The following is a 24,962-nucleotide window of genomic DNA, read 5'->3' as shown; positions in this document are numbered from 1 at the left end:
GCTTTTCTGCGCCCGCACGATAGGTGGGCTTGACGGCAGGTTCAACGGATATTGAACCATGGGTGGCTAGAGAATGGGCAGTGGCCCGCGTGTCTTGGTCTGGCGCAGCACAAAATTGCTGCGGGTGTCGCGGACGAGGCCGGACTTGAGCAGACGTTGCATGATGAAGTGCTCAAGGTCTTCGGGGGTTTTGGCATAGACCTTCAGGATAAAGTCGTGATCTCCGGTGATCGAGGCGCACTCGACGATCTGGGGTTCAGTTTCAATCAAGCGCAGGAACGACGTGATGCTGTCCTCCTGATGGTCGCGCAGTGCCACGTGAACATAGGCGATGGCGTCCAGACCGACAGACTTGGCCCGGACCTGCGCGGTGTAGCCGGCGACCACGCCAGAGGCTTCCAGTTCGCGGACACGTCGCCAGCATTGCGAAGCCGAAAGGCCGGTGCGGTCGGCAAGCTCTTGCATCGACAAGCGGCCATCGGTCTGAAGTTCTTGCAGGATGGCGATATCTGCGGTTTGAAGGGTTTGTTTCATGAAACATGCCTAAGCGATATATATTTGCCAAATTACTGCGAAAACACCTGAAGACCAAACCAAAATTCCCAATGTGTACGGCTATACTTTTCCCAAGGAGGAAGAGTGATGCCAAAGTCGACCAAATACGTCGCCAAGATCGCCGATGCGCGCGGACATATTGTTTACACTGCCGAAGAGGATGCGGTTTGGGCCGATCTCTATGCTGCGCAGCAGGAAAACGTGCAACGTTATATGGCGCGCGACTACTTGGATGGGCTTGAGCGTCTGGACCTTCCGAAAACCCGTGTGCCTTCCTGCGCGGACATCTCGGAGCGTCTGTTGGATTTGACCGGTTGGCGGGTTCAGCCGGTGCCAGCGCTGATCGGGTTCAAGACCTTCTTTGGCATGCTGGCTGACCGGGTTTTCCCAGCCGCTTCTTTCATTCGGTCGCGTGAGGATTTCGACTATATCGAGGAGCCGGATATCTTTCATGAAATATTCGGCCACACACCCTTGCTAAGCGATCCGCGTTTTGCGGCCTTTAGTCATGCCATCGGGAAGGCTGGGGTTCAGGCAGGTGACAAGGATTATGCTTGGTTGATCCGGCTGTACTGGTTCTCGATCGAATTCGGGTTGCGCCGTCGGGACGGCGAGATCAAGGCGCTGGGGTCGGGGCTTGCATCATCCCCAACCGAACTGGTGTATTCCGTGGAAAGTGATATTCCCGACCGCGACCCGTTCGATATTCTCACAATTCTGCGCACGCCGTATCGGATAGATATGCACCAGATGGGCTATTTCGTGTTAAATGACCCAGAGGAGCTTTTTGCTGCAGCTGACCGCAACTTGCTGGCGGATGTGCGGCAGGCGCAATCCCTTGGTTTGCTGCCGAACAAGTTCCCGCCAAAGTCAACAGCAGCGGAGTGAGCGGATCATGACCACATCAGGAGAAACCTGTAGCCTGTCGGACCGAACCTGTGTCCCTTGTTCCGGTGGTGTGCCGGCCTTGACCCGGGACGAGGCAAACACCCATATGGCCGAGCTCTCAACCGAATGGACATTGGATGCGAATGCAAAGATGCTGAGCCGCCATTACAAGTTCAAAGGGTTCGCCAAGGCCACGTATCTGGCAAATCTTTGCGCCTGGCTGGCCGATCAGCAGGGGCATCATCCGGATGTTGCGTTTGGTTGGGGTTATGTCGATGTTAAACTGGCCACGCATGAAATCGGCGGGCTCAGCGAGAACGACTTTATCTGGGCCGCCAAATTGGATCAGTTGACCGGTTGAAACGACCCGAAACTGGCTTTTCCATGAGGAAAAACCCGACGCTTTATTGACTCATGCTGCACCGGCACAATAGGAGGGGCCGGTCGGTTGCATGTGGCGACCGGTGGTTTTTCCCGATGGAGCTGAATTCAAATGTCTGAACTGCGTGAAACCGCTATGACGTCCAAGGCCTGGCCTTTCGAAGAGGCGCGCCGGTTGCTCAAACGCTATCAGAAAGCGGCCCCGGACAAGGGGTTTGTGCTGTTTGAAACTGGCTACGGCCCCTCGGGGCTGCCGCATATCGGCACCTTCGGCGAAGTGGCGCGGACCACGATGGTCAAGCGCGCGTTTGAAGCATTGTCGGATATTCCAACTAAGCTGATCTGTTTCTCGGACGACCTGGATGGGATGCGTAAAGTACCTAGCAACGTGCCGAATCCAGAAATTCTGGAGCAACATCTGCAGCGCCCGCTGACCTCGGTGCCAGACCCGTTTGGGGAATATGACAGCTTTGGTGAGCATAACAATGCGATGCTCCGGCGGTTCTTGGACACGTTTGGGTTCGAGTATGAGTTCTACTCGGCCAAAGAGTTTTACGAGTCCGGGCAGTTTGACGAGATCCTCAAGCGTGCGGTTGAGCGATACGACGAGATCATGGCGATCATGCTCAAGAGCCTAAGGGAAGAGCGCCAGCAGACCTATTCCATCTTTCTGCCGCTGCATCCCGAGAGCGGACGGGTCATGTATGTGCCGATGAAAAAGGTCTGTGCCGAAACATACACCGTGACCTTTGATGATGAGACGGGCAAGGAATGGACCGTTCCGGTCACCGGCGGTAATGTTAAGCTGCAATGGAAGCCCGATTTCGGCGCGCGCTGGGCGGCGCTGGGCGTTGATTTCGAGATGTACGGCAAGGAACACGCCACCAACGAAAAGATCTACGACGCGATCTGTCGCGCGCTTGGCGGTCGTGCGCCCGAGCATTTCTCGTACGAGCTGTTTTTGGATGAAAACGGTCAGAAGATTTCCAAATCATCGGGCAATGGCGTGTCGATTGACGAATGGCTGACCTATGCGCCGACCGAGTCGCTGGCGTACTTCATGTACCAAAAGCCAAAGACCGCCAAGCGGATGCATTTCGATGTGATACCGAAAGCTTATGATGAGTATCATCAGCAACTGCGGGCCTATCCGGGTCAGGACCTGAAAGCGCAGTTGAACAACCCCGTGTGGCATATCCACGGTGGAGACGTTCCGGAATCCACGCTGATGGTGCCGTTTGCAATGCTGTTGAATCTCGCTTCCGTTTCCGGGGCCGAGGACAAGGAGGCGCTGTGGGGGTTCATCCGCCGCTATGCGCCCGAAGCTACGGCTGAAACGCACCCCGACCTGGATCAGGCTGCGGGCTTTGCCGTGCGTTATTTCAACGATTTCGTCAAACCGACCCGCCAGCACCGTGCACCGACCGATCAGGAACGCGAGGCACTGGAGGCCCTGAAAGCGGCATTGGAAGCATATGACGGCCCAACCGAGGACGAAGCGCTGCAATCGGTGGTCTATTCAATTGGGCGCGAGCGGTTCGACCCGATGCGTGGCTGGTTCACGGCGCTATACGAAGTGCTGCTGGGCGCGTCGCAAGGTCCGCGCTTTGGCGGTTTCATCGCGCTTTACGGCGTGCCTGACACCATCGCTTTGATCGACAAGGCTCTGGCCGGAGAGCTGGTCTGATTTGACCTGAAACAGTGTGGGGCTACCCTTTCAACAGGAGGTGGCCCCATGCGTCGTTTACTACTTGCTGTATTGGTCAGTGTCGGATTGGCCACGGGTGCGTCCGCCCAAAACTCTGAGATCGAGGCAAATATCTCGGCGCAGATACAGGCCTTCAAGGTGGATGATTTTGCCACCGCCTTCACTTTTGCCAGTCCCAATATACAGCGCCTTTTCCAGACGCCCGAGAATTTCGGGGTCATGGTGAAACGCGGCTACCCGATGGTCTGGCGCCCGGCCGATGTGCGGTTTCTGGAACTGCGCGAAGTGGCTGGATCGCTTTGGCAAAAGGTCATGATCACCGATGGCGATGGGCGGGTTCATATTCTCGATTACCAGATGGTCTCTCTCAAAAACGGCTGGAAGATCAACGGCGTGCAGTTGTTGGGAAACTCGGACCCGGCAACCTGATGCAACGCCACCGTCACGGTGACATGAGCGGCGATTAATTTCTTTTCGATACTCAGGCTTTTGCGTTCGGGGTGGGCAACCCCGCACACAGGGTTGATGCGCGCGGTGATCCGCCGTGACGCGATTGGGAAAGGGATTTCTATGAACAAGGCTATCACCGACGGCATCGAATTCATGCCGCCTGCATTCGCCAACGGTTTGAATGTTTGGTCCAGCGGCAACGGTACACCGGGGTCTCCGACCTATGACGGATCGGGGACCGGTGCTTTTGTTCCGGCCGATGCGGATTTTGGTGGCTGTCTGGAAATCCTGAAGGTCAGCACCACGCAGCGCTTGCGTTATATGGGGCAAACACCGATTTTGCCGGGGTGCTATTTGCAGATCAAGGCACGGGTCAAGGCCATCAGCGGCCCACTGCCCGAAGTGCGTATCGCAGGGTGGGCCGGTGGTGCTGGAGACGCTCAGGTAACAGGCGTGGTTGAACAAGGCCCGGCAACGCAGCTTTCGGGGTATGGCACGGTGCATGAGATCACTGCCATTGTTGGCACCGGACAAAGGCCAGGGGTCGATATGGCGTGGGGCGTGCAGGCGCTTTACGGGCATTTTGGCTTGGATATCGACGGTGCAAACGGTGCTGTGATCCGGGTTGACGACATCAAGATCACGGACGTGACCGGGGTGTTCCTGCGCGATCTGATCAGCTTGGTCGATGTGCGTGATTTCGGCGCAGTCGGTGACGGCGTGGCGGATGACTCGGCCGCGTTCGAGGCGGCGGATCAGGCTGCGAACGGACGGACGGTGTTTGTGTCCGATGGCACCTATCTGCTGTCACAGAACACATCGATGGCATCCGAGATTGAATTTCAGGGTACGGTAACGATGCCTGATGACAAGATGCTGCTACTGACCAAGAACTTTGACCTGCCAACCTATATCTCCGCTTTTGGAGACGAAACGCTGGCCTTCAAAAAGGCGTTTCAGGCGTTGCTCAACAATTCCGACCATGAATCGCTGGATATGGGCGGGCGAAAGGTTTCCGTCAGCGAGCCGATTGACATGGCGGCGGCGGTTCCGAACCGGCAGTCCGGGTTTTCGACGCGCCGCATAATCCGCAATGGGCAGTTTGATGTTCAGAGCAGTTCAGCCTGGGATACCGAAACCTTTAACTCGGTTGCCACCTATAACCCCTCTGCTCCGACCCGTCTGACCAATGTGACCAACGTGGCAAACATCCCGGTTGGTGCATTGGTGAAAGGCAACGGAGTGGGGCGCGAGATCTATGTTCGATCCAAGAATGTCGGTGCGGGTGAAATTACGCTGAACGCACCGATTTATGACGCGGCAGGGACGCAGAACTTTACCTTTGTTTCATTCAAATATCTGCTGGATTTCAGCGGGTTCAGCACGCTGCGAAAATTCGGAATGGAAGAGATCGAGTTTCAGTGCAATGGCCGCAGCAGCGGCATTCGACTGGCCCCCTCGGGCAGTACGTTTGCGATTTCGAACTGTTTCATCAGCCGACCGTTGGATCGGGGGATCACCTCTATCGGAACCGGGTGTCAGGGCATGCTGATCGACAATTGTCAGTTCCTGTCGACCGAGGAATCCTTCAATGTCTCAGACCGCAAATCGATCGCTCTGAATGCAACGGCAAATGATGTTAAACTGCGCCACAACAGAGCGGTTCGGTTCCTGCACTTTGCAGTGTTGGGGGGAACCAACAACTTGGTTCTTGGCAACCACTTTTTTCAGGGTGACAGTATCCCGCAGGGAATACGCAGCTCTGGCCTGATACTGATCGGCACCTATAACAGTTCGACCATCTCTGAAAACTATATCGATAACTGCTATATCGAGTGGACAAACGAGCGGGATGCATCCCCTGTTTATACGGTCGGCTTTTCGTTCAGTTCTCTGAGCATCACGAACAATATCTTCTATTCCAGTGAGGTGGCACCTTGGTTCAGCTATATTGTCATTCGTCCTCATGGGGGTGGGCATTTCCTGAACGGTGTGGTCGTGACAGGAAATAAGTTCCGTTCGACGAGCGGTAAAATTGACCGGGTAGACCGTGTGAATACCACACTGGCCGATCTGAACCACCAAAGGCATAAAAATGTTCTGTTTGAGAACAACACCTTTCACGGCGTCACAACCGAGGTTTCGAACCCCTTGAGGCTGCGGCATAAACAGAGTTCAGCGTCTCAGGCCTGGTCGATTTCCTCCGTTAAGCACTTACCTTTTGCTTCCCGTGCGCGTGGCTGTGATGCTGTGACCAATTTGGGACCTTTGAAGTCTGTCTTTGGGTCCACAATTTATGCCTCGCCTTATGTGGAGTTGCAGCAAGGCTTTTCCGGCGGAGACATCCGACTGAGATGGCCCGAAGCCGTGAGTGGAGAAGTATCCACCCTCATTCGAATGGATACCTGACTGGAAATCCGGCCGCCCTGTTGCGGGGCGGCCGGTTTGCGGGTCTCAGAATTCGTTCCAGATCGATAGTTTAAGGCCCGTTTCGCTGCGGGTATTTTTGCGCTCGAGGCCCAGTATCCAGGTAGGTTTTCCTTTCTTTGTTCGGATCATGACCGAAGGTCGCGCCCGCCAGAACAGCGACTTGTCAGGGGTATAAGCTGTTTCGATTTGGATCAACGGATTCAGCAACCTGTCCGCTGACAGGCCTGTGGTCACATCCAATTTCCGGTAAACTGCTTCATGCGTCCTGTATTCCAGAGCGCTGTCAACCGCCAGCCATCCGTTACCCCAACCGGTCTGGAACCCTTTGCCGTAAGACAAGGTGAACTTGTACAGCGCCCATGCGTCCAGGCTTCGGTGGTGGGCGCCCACCCCAAATTCGGCTGCAAATCGCCCCCATCGCTGGAAATCGGCGACCGGAACCCGCGCGAACACAAGCGCGTGGCCGTAGACGTCACGGTTCTCTTCGAAATCAAGCCCGATCGTCAGGTTTGGCTTGAACCCCCATTCGGCGTAGAGCGCTGTGTTGTAATCATAAGCGCCATCGGGGTCTTTGAATGCGGTAACAGAGACTGCTGTGAACGACGAATCCTTTTCCCGCAACCAGGCTCCAGACCAGGCGGGTGCTGCTATCAGTATAAAAGGTAAAAAGAAAAGAAGCCGGCGCATGCGCGCAGCATCCAGCAGCATGGTTAACGGATCGTTAGTTTTTTGCTCATTCCCTGGAAGCCAACAACGAGTGCTTTCAGCAAAGGAAACACAAGACCTTTCCAAATCATGTGTTAGGCTTAGGAAAGACAAGGGAGTATTCAGATGCCGACGATTTCCAAGAGCAACAGCGTCCAGACAGTCATTACCACCTTTGAAATGACACCCGGCACCTGCCACGATCTGCTGGAGGCGCTGACTGACGCCTATGCAGAGTTCATATCAAAGCAGCCGGGTTTTGTTTCAGCAGGGCTGCATGTGAACGATGCCCAGACACGGATCGCCAATTATTCCCAATGGCAACGCCGCGAGGACTTTCTGGCCATGCTGCGCACCCCGGAAATGCGCGATCGCAACCGCAAGATCAACGAACTGTGCAAAAGCTTTGAGCCGGTAATGTATGATGTGGCCGAAACATTTGGCGGTTCCTGACCTGGATCAATGCCATAAGGCACTGAACCTCGCAGAATGGATGCCGGAAAAGCAGAGGTACACATCATGTATCACAATATTCTTGTTCCCATTTCCTTCGATGCCGAGCGCGACATTTCCGGTCCGTTGAAACTGGCCGAAATACTCGCTACGCCAGACGCACAGATCACGTTGTTACATGTGGTCGAGCATATCCCGAACTACGCGATTTCTTACATGCCGCCGGAATATCTCAGCGCGGCCCGTAAAGCGATTCAGGCTGAGTTGGATGAACTGGCGGCCAAGCTGCCCAACGCGAGCGGCGTCGTGGTCGAAGGGCATTCCGGCCGCACTATTCTGGACTGGACCGAAGCGCACAAACCCGATCTGATCATCATGGCTTCGCACCGGCCGGGCATGCAGGACCTGCTATTGGGATCGACCACGAACCACGTGGTCCGCCATGCAGCCTGTGCAGTTCACGTGGTGCGCTGAGCAGGCCAGATATCCCTGGGGGTAAGGCGCCAGGCCTTTCCGAACCCACCATTTAAGGCGGCATCCGTGACGTCGAAATGTGTAAAGCTGAAATCAGTAAAGTCGATATAGAGTTTTGCTTTGAGTCTCAGCGCCAAATACCTGCTGCGAAGCCGCTCATGCTCGGCACTGTCGCGTAAGACAAATTTGGCATTCGCGTGAAGCGTCAAGCGCGGGTGGGTCAAAGGATCGCCAGTTTCTCCGGGTTCGCCTATCAAAAGTGCGCATGCTGGGTTGGCACGCAGGGCCAACGTATGATCCGACAGTTCGGATATCAGCGTGACCAATCCACCGCTTGTGTCCGGGGCAATGGCAATACGGGACACCGAGGGTGCCCCATTGTCCGGGCGCATTGTCGCCAGCGCCCCGTGAGTTGCCGTATCAATCAAACTGCGGGCCAAAGTGCGCGCCGTGTCGTCAACAGGACGGAAGGGATCATTTTTTGTCATTAGGTAATCTGTACCCCTAACAGTCCGAACCACCCCGAAAATAACCCTATCGCCAGATCAGAGCGAGGTGTTGTTGGATTATCGTCTCGGATTCGCCATAAACCTTGGTTAACAGGTTTGCATGTCATCCAGAAAGCCCGACCACCGGGTACGTTTTTCCGATCCGGGTTCCGCAGGACGTCAGAAGCGGGCCGATGCCCTGCGCAGACGAGCTCTATCGCCGGTACGAATTCTGTTGATGATCCTCATGTTGCCGGTGACGACGGCGGTGATCGCTACGGGGGTCTTTATCCGAACTTCGGAATTTGAACATCAAGACGCCTTGGTTCACCTGATCGCGCTGGCGGGGTGCAAAACGGTCGAGGCTGTCGTGCCAGGTCCGTTTCTGGCTGGTGAGCCCGGGTACCACCTGCGCAACGACCCCGAAGGTGATGGTGTAGCCTGTGGATCAGCCGCGCCGCCGCCGGATGAAACGCCCTCGGCGCCGCGAGTTGAAACACCAAGGCAACGAACAGTCGGAACAGCCAAATTTATCAAGCCGTGAACATCGGCTCGTTCTGGCCTGTGCTCTTGCGCTCTGAGAATTCCTGAATGTGTGGTACAGTCCGCGCGGTCGCCATTGTGGCGGTCATTGGGGGATTTCGCCCTGAATGGGAGGAAAGATATGTTTGCACGAATTACTCAGTTCAAAATGAAGCCCGGAATGCGGGATGCCGCCGAGGCAAAGATGAATGAACTGAAAGATCAGATTATGGGCATGGAGGGCATGCACAGCTTTACCAATGTCATGAACGAAGATGGCACCGGATTTGTTGTGGCGGTGGTTCAAAGCGAGGAAACCTCGAACGCCAACGCGCCTAAAGTAGCCGCGCTTTGGGGGCATTTCGCCGAATTCCTCGAAGGCCCGCCATCACCGGCCGGGTTCGACGTGGTCGTTCATTGGGATAAGGGATAGCACCGCGAACCCAGGGCCAAAATTTTCAATTCTAGTGTCGGTTTTTTTCAGAAGGAAAGTTCAATGAACTTTTCGAAACGCTCAGCTATTGCGTTAGTCGCGATTCAATTTTCCGGAATCGCCATTGCAGACACGTCTACAGAATTCCTGACGGCGACCAAAGTATCCCAGATTAAGGATATGGGCGCACAGCAAATGGACGGTGCGTCGATAGAAAGGATCGTTTCGGGAAATACTCTGAATAGTTCCAACTGGACCTGGACGTTTGAAAAAGATGGAAAACAGTCTTCAACCGCAAATGACGGGTCATTGACAGACAAAGGCACGTGGTTGGTCAAAGGCAACGAACTATGCCGGGAGTCTGATACCTCTGGTAAGGGCGAACTCTGTTCGAATGTCTATTTTCTCGGTCGTGACCTGAGAATTACGGACGGAAAACGCAACTTACATGATTGGTGGCTCAGCTACTAAATACTTGAAACGAAAGTAAGCGAGTGCATTGACCATCTCGCTTGCTTTCAGTTGATCTTGCAAGCCAAGATCAAACCATGACCCGTGATGAGTTCAATGCATTCTGTGCCAGTCTCAAGGCCACCAGCCATGTTGTGCAATGGGGCAATGCGGATGTGTGGAAAGTGGGTGGTAAGGTCTTTGCGATCTGCGGCTGGAACGACGGGCGTGATGCCTTTACCTTCAAAGCCACCGATCTGGCCTTTGAGGTGCTGGGCGACGAACCCGGCATCCGCCCAGCGCCTTATCTGGCGTCACGGGGGATGAAATGGCTTCAGGTTTATGAAGAACGCGGCATGTCTGACACTTCACTGCGCGAACATATCGTGACGTCCTATGATCTGGTCGTGGCCAAGCTGACCAAGAAGCTGCGGGCCGAACTGGGGGTTTAACCCTTCATCGCGTGCAGCAGTTCCAGCAACCGTTTGCGGTCGTCATCATCGGTATAGTCGCCCGAGGCCAGACGCTGAGCAATATTCAGGCGCAGGCGCTCGTGCTGGGTGCGGACCTCTTCCCCGGCGGTTTCGGCGAGGGTCTTCATGATCGCCGCCACGGCCTGCTGGCGCTTGGTGGTTGGGTTGGCGATGTAATCGACAAGGCTCTGCTGACCGGAATCGAGGATGTTTTCGGCCAGATCGCGCAACTGTTCGCCATTGGGCAGCAGCGGGGCGGGGGCGTCCTCGGGCGGCAGAATCTCGGGCACGCTGCGCGGGGTCTCGGCCAGCGCATTCGCGCCGTCGACAAAGGCTTCGGTGATCATCCGAGTGATCCTGATCGCGCGCGGGTCCTTGAACAGGGCCGAGGCGATGGCCACGCCGTAATCCGTGTAGACCCAAGGATTGACCCGCCGCCCGCCGCGGCCCTTGGGTTTTGAAATCACATTCTGTGATTGCAAATCGGCAACCTCGGCGTCGGTCAGTTGAAAGCGGTATGCCTCGAACAGGTCCTTGTTGCGCGAGACGGCCTGATTGAAGGCGCTGACGGACTTTCCATAGAACTGCGCCAGATCTTCGGCCAGCACCACACGGGTGCCGCGCACCCGGTGAATGGCGCTTTGGACCTGATGCGTGCTGGGCAGGGTGTTGGGTTTCGTCATATCAGCCGTTTGGAATCACAATCTGTGATTGCGAACGTGGAGGAGAGAGGGCTGCGCTGCAACCTTGTAGTGTATGGATATTGTCGATCGAGACAGGACTTGAGGTTGTGTCAGCCGCTTGCCTTGCCCAAATAGGCAAGTCGATAGGCGAGGGCGACACCGCCCGCGCCTCCGACTACATTGCCGAATGTCACCCAAAAAAGGTTGCTGATGGTGGCGCCCCAACCGAGTTCGGCACCTGCTAGTGCACCCTGAGGCAGCAGGTACATATTAGCGATCGAGTGTTCGAGACCCAACAGAACAAAGGCCGCAATTGGCCAGAGTATTGCCATGACCTTTCCCACGACCGATCTGGCGGCGAAGCTCAGCCAGACGGCAAGGCACACTAAGGCGTTGCACAGAATGCCTCGTATAAAGGCTTGCGTTGGAGAGAGATCAATCTTGCCATTTGCGATCGCTGCAGCAGTGGCCCCCATTGGTCCTTCCAGCAAACCGCTTGCAGCGCAAGCCAGAACTAGTGCGACGGCTCCGACTAAATTCCCAAGATACACGAATCCCCAGTTCCTCAAAAGGTCACGCATCGAGATTTTTCGATCCACTGCCGCTATGGTCATCAGCGCGTTTCCAGTGAACAGTTCCGCCCCACCAACGACCACAAGGATCAGGCCCAGAGAAAACACCACCCCACCCAGAAACCGGGCTGGCCCAAATCCGGGATCTACGCCGGTCATAACCATAGTGTAAGCGGCCCCACCGAAGCCGATAAAGACACCTGCGAGTATTGCAAGTGTCAGCGTTTGAACGATGGAAAGATGTGCCTTTGCGACACCAGATGTTTCAACGAGTTCTGCAATCTGTGCAGGTTTGTAAGCGTCTACGCCGGTTGGATTGTGAACCTTCATGCGTTGCACACTGCCAACAAATTCATGTTTCGGCATTGATTCGGATCAAGGCCACGCGACGAAGTACAGAGGTTCAGTCCAGGGCTTGTGCCAATTAAAATGGTAACTTGATCTCGACAGCCAATTTTATCCTACCGCTTCCTTCTCTTCACGTTCCCACCCCGCTGCCCCGGACGTCCAGCCGTTGACCGTCCGCGCGATTTCACGGCATCCTCAGACGCTTTCTCGACTGCCCATTGGCGCGCCATGGGGTCGTCGGCAACGGCCAGATCGACCGCTTCCAGGCGTTTGATCTCATCGCGGATGTTGGCGGCCTCTTCGAACTCCAGGTTCTCGGCAGCTTTGCGCATCTGGTCGCGCAACCCGTCCAGATGGGCCTCCAAATTCGCGCCGTGCATCGGTTTGTCGATGGTGGCGGTGACGCGGTTCATGTCGACGTCGCCTTCGTAGAGACCGGCCAGAACGTCCTCGACATTCTTTTTCACTGTCTCAGGCGTAATGCCGTGTTCTTCGTTATAGGCGATTTGTTTGGCGCGGCGGCGGTTGGTTTCGTTCAGGGCGCGCTCCATGCTGCCGGTGATTTTGTCGGCATACATGATCACGCGGCCATCGGCGTTCCGCGCGGCGCGGCCGATGGTCTGGATGAGGGAGGTCTCGGACCGCAGGAAGCCTTCTTTGTCGGCGTCCAGAATGGCAACCAGCCCGCATTCGGGGATATCGAGCCCTTCGCGCAGCAGGTTGATGCCGATCAGCACGTCGAAGGCCCCAAGCCGCAGGTCGCGCAGGATTTCGATGCGTTCCAGCGTGTCGATGTCCGAGTGCATGTAGCGGACTTTAATTCCCTGTTCGTGAAGGTATTCGGTCAGGTCCTCAGCCATGCGTTTGGTCAGCGTGGTGACCAGCGTGCGGTAGCCGTCGGCGGCAACTTTGCGCACCTCGTCCAGCAGGTCGTCCACCTGCATCGACACGGGGCGGATTTCGACCTCGGGGTCCAGCAAGCCGGTGGGGCGGATCACCTGTTCGGTGAAAACGCCGCCTGACTGGTCCAGCTCCCATCCCGCAGGCGTGGCCGAGACAAAGACGGACTGCGGGCGCATGGCGTCCCATTCCTCGAACTTCAGCGGGCGGTTGTCCATGCAGGACGGCAGGCGGAATCCGTGTTCAGCCAGCGTGAACTTGCGCCGATAGTCGCCCCGGTACATGCCACCGATCTGAGGCACGCTGACGTGGGATTCGTCGGCAAAGACGATGGCATTGTCGGGGATGAATTCGAACAGGGTTGGGGGCGGCTCGCCCGGCGCGCGGCCGGTCAAATAGCGCGAGTAATTTTCGATCCCGTTGCAGACGCCGGTGGCCTCCAGCATCTCAAGGTCAAAGTTGGTGCGCTGTTCCAGCCGCTGGGCTTCCAACAATTTGCCCTCGCCCACCAGTTGGTCCAGCCGGATGCGGAGTTCCTTTTTGATCCCGATAATGGCCTGCTGCATCGTCGGTTTTGGCGTCACGTAGTGGGAGTTCGCGTAGACCCGCACATGCTCCATCGTCGCGGCGCGTTCGCCGGTCAGCGGGTCGAACTCGGTGATCTGTTCCAATTCCTCGCCGAAAAAGGACAGTTTCCATGCGCGGTCCTCAAGGTGCGCGGGCCAGATTTCCAGTGAATCACCACGCACCCGGAATGAGCCCCGCTGAAACGCCTGATCGTTGCGGCGGTATTGCTGGGCGACCAGATCGGCCATCACCTGCCGCTGATCGTATTCGTGACCGACTTTCAGGTCCTGCGTCATCGCCCCGTAGGTTTCAACGGAACCGATGCCGTAGATGCACGACACCGAGGCCACGATGATCACGTCATCCCGTTCCAACAGCGCCCGCGTGGCCGAGTGGCGCATCCGGTCGATCTGTTCGTTGATCTGCGATTCTTTTTCTATGTACGTGTCCGAGCGCGGCACATAGGCCTCAGGCTGGTAGTAGTCGTAGTAGGAGACGAAATACTCGACCGAGTTTTCGGGGAAGAAGCCCTTGAACTCACCATAAAGCTGGGCGGCCAGAGTTTTGTTCGGTGCAAGAATGATGGCGGGGCGCTGGGTTTCCTCGATGACCTTGGCCATGGTGAAGGTCTTGCCCGTTCCGGTCGCGCCCAGCAGTACCTGATCGCGTTCGCCGTCGTTCACGCCACCGGCAAGTTCCTTTATGGCGGTCGGCTGGTCGCCAGCAGGGGCGAATTCTGTATGCATGACGAACTGTTTGCCGCCTTCCAGCTTGAGCCGCGCTCGGACGTCTTCGGCGGTCAGCTGGGTCTTGTCGGAATGGGCATAGGGCATGGTCAGGCTCCGGGTCAGGTCCCTACATTTGTTCTTATTTTGTCCATCCGCAAGACCTGATCCGGATTCATTTGCCTTCAGGCAGTTTGCGGCAGGGTTTCAGGCTTGAATTGCACATAGTCTGCAAGCGCACTGAGGGTTTCAGTTAGCACGCGCTGGATCATCATTTTCTCCATCGACCGCCCCAGCAGCCACTCCAAGGGGCCGTACTTCATGCGGTAATCCATGCTCCAGACAACTCAGACCCTGTGGCCAGACGGCGGAATGATGGTGATGGTCAAGCTCGCCTCATTCAGGGGCATCGGTTTCAAGGTCTCTATCGTGGTGGATCATTGCGGTGTCCTCGCCATGGGGGTTTGCGTTTCATAAAGAGCCCTAATGACATCTTCTGACACCAGCTGACGCGCGCGGCGCCTTGGCTGCTGTTAGAGCCCCGCGACAATTGCGATCTTGTCCCCGGTCGCGCTCTGACGCATAAACAAGGCCAGCCAAGTGAGTACGGAGAGGCGACATGCGCGCACGGATTTACCAGCCTGCAAGGAATGCGATGACTTCGGGAATGGCCAAGACCCGCAAATGGGTTTTGGAATATGCCCCTGCGTCTGCACGTGAGGTGGATCCGCTTATGGGCTGGACGTCTTCCTCGGACACGCAGACTCAGGTGCGCCTGAAATTTGACACCAAAGAAGAAGCGCTTGATTACGCCAAGGATCATGGGATCGACGCGCAGGTTAGCGAGCCCCACAAACGCAAACCCAACCTGCGAGCCCGGGGCTATGGCGAAAATTTTGCTACCGACCGCCGCGGTCCCTGGACCCACTGAATGATCGACATCCGCGAAGCCGACCCGACCTCGGCCGAGCTGCGCCCGCTGGTCGAGGCGCATTATACCCATAGCGAAACGGCAGGGCCCGCGGAGAGCAATCACACCATGGATGCCGAAGCCTTGGCTGGGCCGGGGGTTCGATTTTGGGCCATGTATGAAGCCGGGCACCCCATAGGCTGCGGTGCGTTAAAGGCGCTGCCCGATGGCACGGTCGAGGTGAAATCGGTGCACATATTGGAGCAGGCACGTGGTCGGGGTTTGGCGCGCACTATGATGAACCGCTTGGCCGATTTGGCACGCGCCGAAGGGTTTCGGGCCTTGGTTCTGGAAACCGGCGCTGCCCATTTGCCGGAATATGACGCCGCGCGTAAGCTCTACGAGGCGCTGGGATATTCTCATTGCGGCCCGATCTTTGGCTATGAATCTGATCCAAACAGCGCCTTCATGCGCTTGCCTCTTGAACCCCGCCCGTAAAAACCGCAAGAAGGGCGCAGCGGTCCCGTAGCTCAACTGGATAGAGCAGCTGACTTCTAATCAGCAGGTTGAGGGTTCGAGTCCTTCCGGGATCGCCATTTCCACCAAAAATTGACGCATTCTATTCAGTCAGCGCCAACCTCGGAGTGGCTGTTTTTCAATAGTAATGCTGGTCTGCGGTCCGTCTTTTACACCTGCAATGTTTGGCGATGAACCGGCTTGGAATGCGCGCTGCGGGGCAAGTTCACACTAATGTCTTGAAAAATTTCTTGCAACCGGTTGCAAGAATAAACATTGTATCACCAAAGTAGGGAATCGGGAGAGTCGCATGCTGAGAGTCGGACTGCTTGGGGCGGGGCGTATCGGGCGCGTGCATGCACATGCCATTGCTGCGCACCCTCATAGCATCCTTTGCGCGGTGTCCGACGCGATTTCTGACGCCGCAGAAAGCCTTGCCGCCGAACACGGTGCCGTCGCGCGCGCATCTCAAGACATAATCGCTGATTCATCAATTGATGCCGTTTTGATCGCCACGCCCACAGACACCCATTCCGACCTGATCGAGGCTGCCACTCGGGCGGGTAAGGCGGTTCTGTGTGAAAAACCCGTGGATCTCAGCCTTGAACGGGCGCAGGAGTGCCGGTTGGCTGCCGAGGAAGCCGGCCAACCGGTGATGGTGGGGTTCAACCGCAGGTTTGACCCCAGCTTTTCTGCCCTGAAGACCGCCGCAGATCTGGGTGAGATCGGTCGACCCGAGTTGCTGTCAATCACGTCATTTGACCCTGCGCCGCCGCCTATCAGTTACATCAAGGTGTCAGGTGGTTTGTTTCGGGACATGATGATCCATGATTTCGACATGGCGAACTTTCTTATGGGCCAGCTGCCAGAGCGGATTTCAGCAGTAGGCACCTCGATCATTGACCCCGAGATCGGACGCGCCGGAGACGTGGATACGGCTGTTGTCACAATGGCTTACGCCGATGGGCAGGTGGCCGTTATCAAGAATTCCCGCCGGGCGGTGTATGGGTACGATCAGCGAGTCGAGATGCTGGGATCGGGTGGGTTATTGCAGGCGCACAACATACTGGAAAATGCTGTGGTCAAGTCGACTGCTGATGGCGTCACCGGCGCAAAGCCGACCTATTTTTTCCTGGAACGCTACATGCCTGCCTACCGCGCGGAATGGGATGCGTTTGTTCGGGCTGTACAGTCCAGGTCTGCAATGCCGGTGACAATGGAGGACGGCGTCGCAGCCCTTGCAATGGCCGAAGCGGCAACCCTGTCGGCCCAGTCTGGAAAGGCGGTCGCAATGACCGATGTTTTTTGAAACCGGTTGCAAAATGATCGGATTTCCGGAAACTGGGGATAGCTCCGCCAGATTCCCGGAGCGGAGGAGAATCGGGGTGCCCGAAAGGATCGGGGAGAGGCCCGGGTAAATAGACAAACTGTTCTATGGGAGGAAACCAAATGAATAAGTTCGTAAAAAGTGCACTGGCTGCCAGTGCGATGGCGCTGGCGACCGTATCTGGCGCTGCCGCGGAGGGTGAGAAATACATTCTGGTCAGTCACGCCCCTGACAGCGATAGCTGGTGGAATACGATCAAAAACGGTATCGCGCTGGCGGGCGAGCAGATGGGTGTCGAGGTGGAATACCGCAACCCTCCGACAGGCGATCTTGCGGACATGGCGCGCATCATTGATCAGGCAGCCGCGTCCGGTCCGAACGGTATCATTACCACGTTGGCAGATCCTGACATTCTGGAAGGACCGATAAAGGCAGCTGTCGATTCCGGCATTGATGTGATCATCATGAATACCGGAACCCCGGAGAAAGCGCGTGAAGTGGGGGCTTTGATGTATGTCGGCCAGCCCGAATACGACGCGGGCCTTGCCGCTGGTCAGCGGGCCAAAGCGGACGGAATCGGATCGTTCCTGTGTGTGAACCACTATATCGTCCAGCCTTCCAGCCAAGAGCGCTGCCAGGGCTTTGCCGACGGTCTGGGCGTCGAGCTGGGTGAGCAGATGATCGACGCGGGTCAGGACCCGGCAGAAATCAAGAACCGAGTACTGGCTTATCTGTCAGCCAACCCAGACACGGACGCGGTTCTGACGCTTGGGCCCACCTCGGCTGATCCCACCATTCTGGCGCTTCAGGAAAATGGAATGGCCGGTGATATCTATTTCGGCACGTTCGATTTGGGCGGCGAAATCGTCAAAGGTATCAAGGACGGAACCATTCAGTGGGGGATCGACCAGCAGCCCTTCCTGCAAGCCTATCTGCCGGTTGTGGTTCTGACCAACTACCACCGCTATGGCGTTCTGCCCGGAAACAACATCAACTCGGGTCCTGGTTTCGTGACAGCGGATGGCCTGACGAAAATCGAAGAGTTCGCGGGCGAATACCGCTGATCTTCACATTGCAGCGGGCGCAGATGATGTGCACCCGCTGCACGTTCCAACACTCAGAAGCCCGCGCGAGGGAGGACAACAATGTCTGAGTCAGCACAATCCACGGTAGGCGGCGACGAACGGATCAAAGAGATTTCGCCGTTACGCCGCGCCCTGATCCGCCCGGAACTGGGCGGAATGGTTGGCACAGTTGCCGTGTTCACGTTTTTCCTGCTGTTCGCCTTTGACAGTGGCATGTTCAACAGCCAGGGCGTTCTGAACTGGTCGATCGTATCGGCGCAATTCATGATCATCGCCGTAGGCGCTTGCCTGTTGATGATTGCAGGTGAATTCGACCTATCCGTCGGCTCGATGATCGGCTTTGCCGGGATGATGATCGCGATCTTTTCGGTCACGATGAGTTGGCCGGTCTGGATGGCGATTGTGGTGACCTTTGTTCTGTGTGTCTCAATCGGTGCGCTGAACGGATACATAGTGGTGCGGACAGGTCTTCCCAGCTTTATCGTGACGCTGGCATTTCTGTTCATCCTGCGCGGTTTCACAATTTACCTGCCGCAGACCATCGAGCGAAAAACCATCATCGGCGGCATCAAGGACGTGGCCGAAGGTGACTGGCTGGCCTCGCTGTTTGGCGGAAAAGTGTTTCAAGGCCTTTTTGTCTGGCTTGGCGACAATGGGATCATCGCCACGTTCGAGCGCGGTACGCGCGAGGGGCAGCCGGTAGTTGACGGGATTCCGATGCTGATCATCTGGGCTATCGTGATCATCGTCTTTGGTCATGTGCTACTGACAAAGACCAAGTTCGGAAACTGGATTTTTGCGGCTGGCGGCGATGCCGAAGCGGCCCGTAATTCAGGTGTTCCAGTGAACAAGGTCAAGATTTTGATGTTCATGTTTACAGCCTTCTGCGCCACCGTATTTGCAACCTGTCAGGTGATGGAGTTCGGCTCGGCTGGTGCGGATCGCGGTTTGCTGAAAGAATTCGAGGCGATCATCGCCGTGGTCATAGGCGGCGCGTTGCTGACCGGCGGTTATGGCTCGGTCCTTGGGGCGGCCCTGGGGGCGTTGATCTTTGGGGTGGTTCAGCAAGGGCTGTTCTTCGCCGGGGTCGAAAGCTCTCTGTTCCGGGTGTTTCTGGGTGTGATCCTGCTGGGCGCGGTGATCCTGAACACCTACATCCGTCGCATCATCACAGGAGAACGCTGAGATGACCGAAGATACCACATTCCATCACGGCGACGCGCAGGCCAAGGAACCGATTATCCGGATGGTCGACATCCAAAAACACTTTGGTTCGGTCATTGCGCTTGCAGGGGTCAGTTTTGACTTGCGGCCGGGTGAGTGTCACTGCCTTCTGGGTGACAACGGCGCAGGTAAGTCGACCTTCATCAAGACCATGTCCGGCGTGCACAAGCCGACGTCTGGTGAAATTTTCTTTGAAGGCAAGCCGATGCACTTTGAAGACCCGCGTGACGCGATTTCTGCCGGGATTGCAACAGTGCACCAACACCTGGCGATGATCCCGCTGATGAGTGTCAGCCGCAACTTCTTCATGGGTAATGAACCCACGCGCAAGGTTGCCGGGATCAATTTCTTTGACAAGAAGCTGGCGGACGAGATCACCATGGAAGAGATGCGCAAGATGGGCATCAACCTGCGGGGGCCGGATCAGGCAGTGGGCACTTTGTCCGGCGGTGAACGTCAGACGGTTGCAATTGCCCGAGCGGTGCATTTCGGGGCCAAGATTCTGATCCTGGACGAACCGACCTCGGCCCTTGGTGTGCGTCAGACGTCAAACGTGCTGGCCACCATCGACAAGGTGCGCAGTCAGGGAATAGGTGTGGTTTTCATCAGCCACAACGTGCGGCACGCGCTGGCCGTGGGCGATCGCTTTACCGTGCTGAACCGGGGCCAGACGCTTGGAACCGCGAAACGCGGCGAAATCACACCAGAAGAATTGCAGGACCTGATGGCAGGCGGTCAGGAATTGGCCCAGCTTGAGGGGTCTTTAGGCGGAACGGTTTAACACCGTTCCTTCTTGCATCAGGCTCCAGGCTGCCAAAACTATCAAAATCGCGGAATTGGCCGGCACGGCCATGTGTTGAAAGGGATCACAATGGGCAAGACAGTCCGATTGACCGCAGCGCAAGCTTTGGTGCGCTATCTGGGTGCACAGATGAACGAGGCCGGAGAGCCGTTCATCGCTGGGGTCTGGGCCATTTTCGGTCATGGCAACGTCGCCGGGCTGGGCGAAGCGTTGCATGGCGTCCGGGACAGCCTGCCCACCTATCGTGGGCATAACGAACAGACCATGGCGCATTGCGCGATTGCTTATGCTAAGCAGATGCGGCGGACACGGGCGATGGCGGTGACTTCTTCGATCGGTCCGGGAGCCACCAACATGGTAACGGCGGCGGCGTTGGCGCACGTAAACCGTATCCCGGTTCTGATCATACCTGGCGATGTGTTTGCCACTCGTGGGCCTGACCCGGTGCTGCAACAGGTCGAGGATTTCGGGGATGGCACAGTCACTGTCAATGACAGCTTCAAACCTGTCAGCCGGTATTTCGACCGTATCACACGCCCCGAGCAATTGCTGACCGCGTTGCCACGGGCATTCCGTACCATGACGGACGCGGCCGATTGTGGGCCTGCAACCCTGTCCATGTGTCAGGACGTGCAGGCAATGGCCTATGACTACCCCGAAAGTTTCTTTGAACCGCGCGTCTGGTATCAACGCCGTATCCGCCCGGATGAAGGCGAACTTTCCCGCGCTGCAGCGGTAATCAAGGCGGCAAAGCGTCCGGTGATCGTGGCTGGGGGCGGGGTGCATTACTCGGGTGCGACCGATGCGCTGCAAAGCTTTGCAGAAACGCACAACATCCCCATTACCGAGACACAGGCCGGTAAGTCAGCACTGGCCTGGGATCATCCGCTGAACCTTGGCCCCATCGGTGTGACCGGCGGCGAACCGGCCAATGATGTCTGTGCCGAAGCCGATCTGGTGCTGGCCGTTGGCACACGGTTACAGGATTTCACCACCGGATCGTGGGGTCTGTTCTCGAACCCCGAACGCGAGACGATCTGTCTGAACACCGCCGCCTATGACGCCGCCAAACACGGTGCTATGCCGCTCCAATCTGATGCGCGGGTCGGGTTAGAAGAAATGGGCGCAGCCTTGCAGGGGTACCGTGCTAACCCGGTGGCTGACACGTTGAAAGCCGACTGGTACGAAAAGGTCGATGCTCTGACCGATGCGCCGGGCGACGGAAACGCGCTTCCAACCGACATGCAAGTGGTGGGTGCGGTGCAACGCACCTCAAATAACGACACGGTGGTGATGTGTGCTGCAGGCACAATGCCAGGAGAGTTGCACAAGCTGTGGAAAGCGCCGCGTCCAGGGGCCTACCACATGGAATACGGTTTCAGTTGCATGGGGTATGAGATCGCAGGCGCTATGGGCATCAAGATGGCCCAACCGGATCGCGACGTGATCTGCTTTACCGGCGACGGCACCTACATGATGGCGAATTCGGAAATGGCGACGGCTGCGATGATGGGCGTTTCTTTTACCGTGGTCATCACCGACAACCGAGGCTTTGGCTGCATCAATCGGCTGCAGATGGGTACAGGCGGGGCCGAGTTCAACAACCTTCTGGATCACGCAGTGCACGAGACCCCCTCGGCCATCGACTTTGCGGCGCATGCGAAAGCGATGGGGGCAACCTCGGTCAAGGTCGGCTCGATTGCCGAGCTTGAGGGCGCGCTGGCGAAACGCGGTGATATCAAGGGGCCTTACGTCGTGGTCATCGACACCGATCCGTACCCGTCCACCGAATATGGCGGCACCTGGTGGGAAGTGGCCGTGCCCGAAGTCAGCATCCGCCCCGAAGTGAACGAAAAACGTGCGGCCTACGACGTCGCCATTAAAGAAAGAAACGCAAAATGAGCGTGAAAATCGGGATTTCTCCGATCGCGTGGCAGAATGATGACCTGCCCGATCTGACGGCGGCCTACACCATGGAGCAAGCGCTGAAAGAGGCGCGTGAGATCGGCTATACCGGCGTTGAGCGCGGTCAGCGGATGCCGGGCGATACCGAGGGTTTGCGCGCCTACCTGGATGGCAATGACATCGCGCTGTGCGGCGGCTGGTGTTCCGGGGCATCTCTGATCAATGACTTTGCAACCGAGCGTGAAGCGGTGCGCGATCAGGTTGAGCAGTTTGTGGCGCTGAACAGCCCCTGCATCGTTTATGCGGAATGTTCCAACACCATTCAGACGCAGGCCGGAACGCCGGTTAATGGCCGCCCGACACTGTCCAGAGACGACGTGCTGGCCTACGCGCGTAAAATCACTGAATTGGCGAAGTGGATGGGTGATCAGGGTATGACGATGGCGTACCACCATCACATGGGTACGATCATCGAATCCGAAGACGATGTGAACTGGTTGATGGAGGGTTCTGGCCCCGAGGTGAAGCTGTGTTTTGACACCGGCCACATGTTGTTTGGCGGCGGTGATGTCATGGCGACTCTGAACCGTTGGGGCGACCGGGTGCATCATGTGCATTTCAAGGATATCCGGCCAGCTGTCGTACAGGATACGCGCGAAAACAATCGCAGTTTTCTGGATGCCGTGATTTCGGGGGCATTTACCGTGCCCAGTGATGGCTGCATTGATTTTCAGTCGGTCGCCAACGCGCTTAAGGCGATGGATTACGACGGTTGGATCGTAGTCGAGGCCGAACAGGACCCGGCCAAAGCACCGCCCTATGAGTATTCCAAGAAGGGGTTCGAACATATCGTCGAAATCTGCGGGCAGGCCGGATTGGAGATTAGCACTTAACACACGCCTCAAGGGGCAATGCCGAAGCCATGAGAAGGGAGATGTTCATGGTAAATCAAGAGCTTGGATATGTCGGATATTTTGACCGGGAATCCTGTGATCTGGATGAATTCAAGGTGTTGACCTCGCAGGATCTTGCGGCAGACGCGGTGCCTCATGCCACGTGTGTTCAGAAGAACGTGCCAATCTATGACATGCAGGTGCTGCGCCCTGCTTTGGAACAGGCGGACACGCGTCAGACATTGCTCAGTGAATGGGGCTGGGTTCTGGGTAAATCGGCTGGTGTGATCGTTCTGAAAGGCGCATTTGCCGATACCTCGGTGATTGACCGGGCGACGGATGTGTTTCGCCAGATCATTGAAGATGAACGCCAAAGCGGTGCAGGTGAAGGAGACCACTTCGCCGCCTCTGGCGCCAATGACCGAGTTTGGAATGCCCTGCAAAAGCAGTGCCTGCGCGACCCGGAGGGCTTTGCGTTGTACTTTGGCAATTCCGCAATTGCCGCGGCGTGTGAGGCGTGGCTGGGGCCGGACTATCAGGTTACCGCACAGATCAATCAGGTTCGCCCCGGAGGCAAAGCGCAGCAGGCGCACCGGGATTACCATCTGGGGTTTCAAAGCGCCGACAGAGCGGCAAAATACCCGACGCACGCTCATCTGGTCACGGCGTCGCTGACACTGCAGGGGGCGGTGGCCCATTGTGATATGCCAGTGGTAAGCGGCCCGACCAGACTCCTGCCGTTCTCACAGCTTTATCCGCCCGGTTATCTGGCGTTTCACGATGCGGCCCATCGGGATCATTTCGATGACGCGTTTGTCCAACTTCCGTTGGAAAAGGGCGATGCCGTCTTTTTCAACCCGGCGCTGTTTCATGCCGCTGGCGAAAACGGCAGTGCGGATATCCACAGAATGGCGAACCTGTTGCAGATTTCTTCGGCCTTCGGTCGGGCGATGGAGGCTGTTGATCGTCGCACCATGGCGCAAGCGATATTCCCCTCGCTGATCACGTTGAAACAGCGGGGCGACCTGAGCGCCTCAGAGCTGGATGCGGCGATTGCGGCCACAGCCGAAGGTTATCCCTTTCCCACCAATCTGGACACCGACCCACCGGTCGGGGGAAACGCGCCGGAAAGTCAGGCCGAAATCCTACGTCGGGCCGTGGTCGAGGGGTGGACCGAAGCGTATCTGGCTGAGGCTTTGTCGGCCCTGCACAAAAGGCAAGCTGCCTGAAACAAGAACGTGGCGGTCCTCGTGAACGCCTAAAGAGGAGACAATGATGGCAGATCTGCTCAAGAAGCCCGTCGGAGCCCACGGCAAGGTCCACGATGTCACGCCGGACAGTGCTGGATGGCGTTATGTCGGGTTCGGCCTCTATCACCTGCAAGCGGGCGACCGCGCGGCTGAGGCAACCGGCGACCGCGAGGTTATTCTGGTCATGGTCGAAGGCAAGGCGCAGATCACTGGGGCCGGGCAGGAGTGGGGGATCTTGGGCGACCGGATGAATGTGTTCGAAAAGTCCCCGCCGCATTGTCTGTACCTGCCCAACGGGACCGAGTGGGCGGCTGTTGCCGAAACAGATTGCGTTATTGCTGTCTGTTCGGCTCCGGGCAAAGGCGGCCATTCGGCCCGGCGCATTGGGCCGGATGGCATTACTCTGACAGAACGCGGCAAGGGCGTGAACACGCGCTACATCAACAATATTGCCATGGAGGCCGAGGACTACGCCGACAGCCTGCTGGTGACCGAGGTTTTTACGCCAAACGGCCACTGGTCATCGTACCCCAGCCATCGGCATGACGAAGACGATTATCCCCGGATTACCTATCTGGAAGAGACGTATTACCATCGGCTCAACCCAGCCAATGGTTTTGGTATTCAAAGAGTTTATACAGATGACGGCCAACTGGATGAGGCAATGGCGGTGTCAGACGGCGATGTTGTGACGGTCCCGCGCGGCCATCATCCCTGCGGCGCGCCTTACGGGTTCGAGATGTACTATCTGAACGTCATGGCCGGCCCTCTGCGCAAGTGGCGCTTCGTTGCCGCACCCGAAGTCGAATGGATCATGGAACGTGACGGATGACCTGAATAAATAC

At 56.9% G+C, this 24,962-nt stretch carries 29 protein-coding genes and 1 tRNA gene; 23 read left to right on the top strand and 7 right to left on the bottom strand.

The features are described 5' to 3' along the window. Positions 1–66: 66 nt before the first annotated feature. Positions 67–534, bottom strand: a complete 468-nt coding sequence (locus ACR0IY_RS16495; protein WP_480675166.1) for an Lrp/AsnC family transcriptional regulator — start codon at positions 532–534, stop codon at positions 67–69. Between the two features lie 108 nt (positions 535–642). Between ACR0IY_RS16495 and phhA the strand changes: the two genes are divergently transcribed. The 5 genes from phhA (at position 643) to ACR0IY_RS16470 (ending at position 6,391) form a co-directional block, all read left to right on the top strand. After that, positions 643–1,443 (top strand): phenylalanine 4-monooxygenase, encoded by an 801-nt coding sequence (gene phhA / locus ACR0IY_RS16490; protein WP_480675164.1) that lies wholly within the window; start codon positions 643–645, stop codon positions 1,441–1,443. Positions 1,444–1,450: 7 nt separating this feature from the next. Then, complete coding sequence (locus ACR0IY_RS16485; protein ID WP_480675162.1) at positions 1,451–1,804, top strand: 4a-hydroxytetrahydrobiopterin dehydratase; 354 nt, start codon at positions 1,451–1,453, stop codon at positions 1,802–1,804. Positions 1,805–1,936: 132 nt separating this feature from the next. Next, the gene (locus tag ACR0IY_RS16480; protein WP_480675160.1) at positions 1,937–3,511 is read left to right on the top strand and encodes a lysine--tRNA ligase; all 1,575 of its coding nucleotides are present in this window, start codon (positions 1,937–1,939) and stop codon (positions 3,509–3,511) included. 48 nt (positions 3,512–3,559) lie between these two features. After that, positions 3,560–3,961 (top strand): DUF4864 domain-containing protein, encoded by a 402-nt coding sequence (locus tag ACR0IY_RS16475; protein ID WP_480675158.1) that lies wholly within the window; start codon positions 3,560–3,562, stop codon positions 3,959–3,961. 141 nt (positions 3,962–4,102) lie between these two features. After that, positions 4,103–6,391: a glycosyl hydrolase family 28-related protein gene (locus ACR0IY_RS16470; protein ID WP_480675156.1), complete on the top strand. Its 2,289-nt coding sequence runs from the start codon at positions 4,103–4,105 to the stop codon at positions 6,389–6,391. Positions 6,392–6,436: 45 nt separating this feature from the next. On the opposite strand, the gene ACR0IY_RS16465 is transcribed toward ACR0IY_RS16470, so the two are convergent. Continuing rightward, positions 6,437–7,033 (bottom strand): hypothetical protein, encoded by a 597-nt coding sequence (locus ACR0IY_RS16465; RefSeq protein WP_480675154.1) that lies wholly within the window; start codon positions 7,031–7,033, stop codon positions 6,437–6,439. Positions 7,034–7,243: 210 nt separating this feature from the next. On the opposite strand from ACR0IY_RS16465, the gene ACR0IY_RS16460 reads away from it, so the two are divergent. Further along, positions 7,244–7,570, top strand: a complete 327-nt coding sequence (locus ACR0IY_RS16460) for an antibiotic biosynthesis monooxygenase family protein (RefSeq protein WP_480675152.1) — start codon at positions 7,244–7,246, stop codon at positions 7,568–7,570. Between the two features lie 66 nt (positions 7,571–7,636). Then, positions 7,637–8,044 (top strand): universal stress protein, encoded by a 408-nt coding sequence (locus tag ACR0IY_RS16455; protein WP_480675150.1) that lies wholly within the window; start codon positions 7,637–7,639, stop codon positions 8,042–8,044. On the opposite strand, the gene ACR0IY_RS16450 is transcribed toward ACR0IY_RS16455, so the two are convergent. Further along, positions 8,029–8,532, bottom strand: a complete 504-nt coding sequence (locus ACR0IY_RS16450; RefSeq protein WP_480675148.1) for a HugZ family pyridoxamine 5'-phosphate oxidase — start codon at positions 8,530–8,532, stop codon at positions 8,029–8,031. The genes ACR0IY_RS16455 and ACR0IY_RS16450 overlap by 16 nt on opposite strands. A gap of 121 nt (positions 8,533–8,653) precedes the next feature. Between ACR0IY_RS16450 and ACR0IY_RS16445 the strand changes: the two genes are divergently transcribed. The 4 genes from ACR0IY_RS16445 to ACR0IY_RS16430 all read left to right on the top strand — a co-directional run bounded on the left by ACR0IY_RS16445 (position 8,654) and on the right by ACR0IY_RS16430 (position 10,389). Next, positions 8,654–9,076, top strand: coding sequence for an excalibur calcium-binding domain-containing protein (locus tag ACR0IY_RS16445; RefSeq protein ID WP_480675146.1), 423 nt, complete (start codon positions 8,654–8,656; stop codon positions 9,074–9,076). Between the two features lie 120 nt (positions 9,077–9,196). Beyond that, positions 9,197–9,487, top strand: a complete 291-nt coding sequence (locus ACR0IY_RS16440; protein ID WP_170350529.1) for an antibiotic biosynthesis monooxygenase family protein — start codon at positions 9,197–9,199, stop codon at positions 9,485–9,487. A 63-nt stretch (positions 9,488–9,550) separates the two neighbouring features. Continuing rightward, positions 9,551–9,958 carry a hypothetical protein gene (locus ACR0IY_RS16435; protein ID WP_480675144.1) on the top strand — a complete coding sequence of 136 codons (408 nt, stop codon included), beginning with the start codon at positions 9,551–9,553 and terminating at the stop codon, positions 9,956–9,958. Positions 9,959–10,035: 77 nt separating this feature from the next. Beyond that, positions 10,036–10,389: an MmcQ/YjbR family DNA-binding protein gene (locus ACR0IY_RS16430; RefSeq protein ID WP_480675142.1), complete on the top strand. Its 354-nt coding sequence runs from the start codon at positions 10,036–10,038 to the stop codon at positions 10,387–10,389. Here the strand turns inward: ACR0IY_RS16430 and ACR0IY_RS16425 are convergent. The 4 genes from ACR0IY_RS16425 to ACR0IY_RS16410 form a co-directional block, all read right to left on the bottom strand. Continuing rightward, a complete protein-coding gene (locus tag ACR0IY_RS16425; RefSeq protein WP_480675140.1) occupies positions 10,386–11,093 on the bottom strand; it encodes an ORF6N domain-containing protein in 708 nt (235 codons plus the stop codon). The two genes, ACR0IY_RS16430 and ACR0IY_RS16425, sit on opposite strands and share 4 nt — an antisense overlap. Before the next feature lie 110 nt (positions 11,094–11,203). After that, positions 11,204–12,031: a formate/nitrite transporter family protein gene (locus ACR0IY_RS16420; protein WP_480675138.1), complete on the bottom strand. Its 828-nt coding sequence runs from the start codon at positions 12,029–12,031 to the stop codon at positions 11,204–11,206. A gap of 95 nt (positions 12,032–12,126) precedes the next feature. After that, positions 12,127–14,313: an excinuclease ABC subunit UvrB gene (gene uvrB / locus ACR0IY_RS16415; protein ID WP_480675136.1), complete on the bottom strand. Its 2,187-nt coding sequence runs from the start codon at positions 14,311–14,313 to the stop codon at positions 12,127–12,129. 77 nt (positions 14,314–14,390) lie between these two features. Next, positions 14,391–14,528 carry a hypothetical protein gene (locus ACR0IY_RS16410; RefSeq protein ID WP_480675134.1) on the bottom strand — a complete coding sequence of 46 codons (138 nt, stop codon included), beginning with the start codon at positions 14,526–14,528 and terminating at the stop codon, positions 14,391–14,393. Positions 14,529–14,538: 10 nt separating this feature from the next. On the opposite strand from ACR0IY_RS16410, the gene ACR0IY_RS16405 reads away from it, so the two are divergent. The 12 genes from ACR0IY_RS16405 (at position 14,539) to iolB (ending at position 24,949) form a co-directional block, all read left to right on the top strand. Further along, positions 14,539–14,682 (top strand): hypothetical protein, encoded by a 144-nt coding sequence (locus tag ACR0IY_RS16405; protein ID WP_480675132.1) that lies wholly within the window; start codon positions 14,539–14,541, stop codon positions 14,680–14,682. 142 nt (positions 14,683–14,824) lie between these two features. Further along, entirely contained in the window at positions 14,825–15,136 is a 312-nt protein-coding gene (locus ACR0IY_RS16400; protein WP_480675130.1) for an ETC complex I subunit, read from the top strand. Continuing rightward, positions 15,137–15,613 (top strand): GNAT family N-acetyltransferase, encoded by a 477-nt coding sequence (locus ACR0IY_RS16395; protein WP_480675129.1) that lies wholly within the window; start codon positions 15,137–15,139, stop codon positions 15,611–15,613. Positions 15,614–15,634: 21 nt separating this feature from the next. Further along, positions 15,635–15,711, top strand: a tRNA-Arg gene (locus ACR0IY_RS16390). A gap of 230 nt (positions 15,712–15,941) precedes the next feature. Beyond that, positions 15,942–16,940: an inositol 2-dehydrogenase gene (iolG, locus tag ACR0IY_RS16385; RefSeq protein WP_480675127.1), complete on the top strand. Its 999-nt coding sequence runs from the start codon at positions 15,942–15,944 to the stop codon at positions 16,938–16,940. A gap of 179 nt (positions 16,941–17,119) precedes the next feature. Further along, on the top strand, positions 17,120–18,022 hold the full coding sequence (locus tag ACR0IY_RS16380) for a sugar ABC transporter substrate-binding protein (protein WP_480675566.1): 903 nt from the start codon (positions 17,120–17,122) through the stop codon (positions 18,020–18,022). 81 nt (positions 18,023–18,103) lie between these two features. Beyond that, positions 18,104–19,228: an ABC transporter permease gene (locus ACR0IY_RS16375; RefSeq protein ID WP_480675125.1), complete on the top strand. Its 1,125-nt coding sequence runs from the start codon at positions 18,104–18,106 to the stop codon at positions 19,226–19,228. A 1-nt stretch (position 19,229) separates the two neighbouring features. After that, on the top strand, positions 19,230–20,048 hold the full coding sequence (locus ACR0IY_RS16370) for an ATP-binding cassette domain-containing protein (protein ID WP_480675123.1): 819 nt from the start codon (positions 19,230–19,232) through the stop codon (positions 20,046–20,048). A 90-nt stretch (positions 20,049–20,138) separates the two neighbouring features. Then, positions 20,139–21,971 carry a 3D-(3,5/4)-trihydroxycyclohexane-1,2-dione acylhydrolase (decyclizing) gene (gene iolD / locus ACR0IY_RS16365; protein WP_480675121.1) on the top strand — a complete coding sequence of 611 codons (1,833 nt, stop codon included), beginning with the start codon at positions 20,139–20,141 and terminating at the stop codon, positions 21,969–21,971. Then, a complete protein-coding gene (gene iolE / locus ACR0IY_RS16360) occupies positions 21,968–22,867 on the top strand; it encodes a myo-inosose-2 dehydratase (RefSeq protein ID WP_480675119.1) in 900 nt (299 codons plus the stop codon). Before iolD ends, iolE begins: the two co-directional genes overlap by 4 nt. 47 nt (positions 22,868–22,914) lie before the next feature. Beyond that, on the top strand, positions 22,915–24,096 hold the full coding sequence (locus ACR0IY_RS16355; protein ID WP_480675117.1) for a phytanoyl-CoA dioxygenase family protein: 1,182 nt from the start codon (positions 22,915–22,917) through the stop codon (positions 24,094–24,096). A gap of 46 nt (positions 24,097–24,142) precedes the next feature. Further along, positions 24,143–24,949 (top strand): 5-deoxy-glucuronate isomerase, encoded by an 807-nt coding sequence (iolB, locus tag ACR0IY_RS16350; RefSeq protein WP_480675116.1) that lies wholly within the window; start codon positions 24,143–24,145, stop codon positions 24,947–24,949. Positions 24,950–24,962 lie beyond the last annotated feature (13 nt).

Source organism: Ruegeria sp. BC1, from assembly GCF_056539305.1.
The sequence above is the reverse complement of the archived record's forward strand: the minus strand, read 5'-3'. Positions and strand labels throughout refer to the sequence as shown.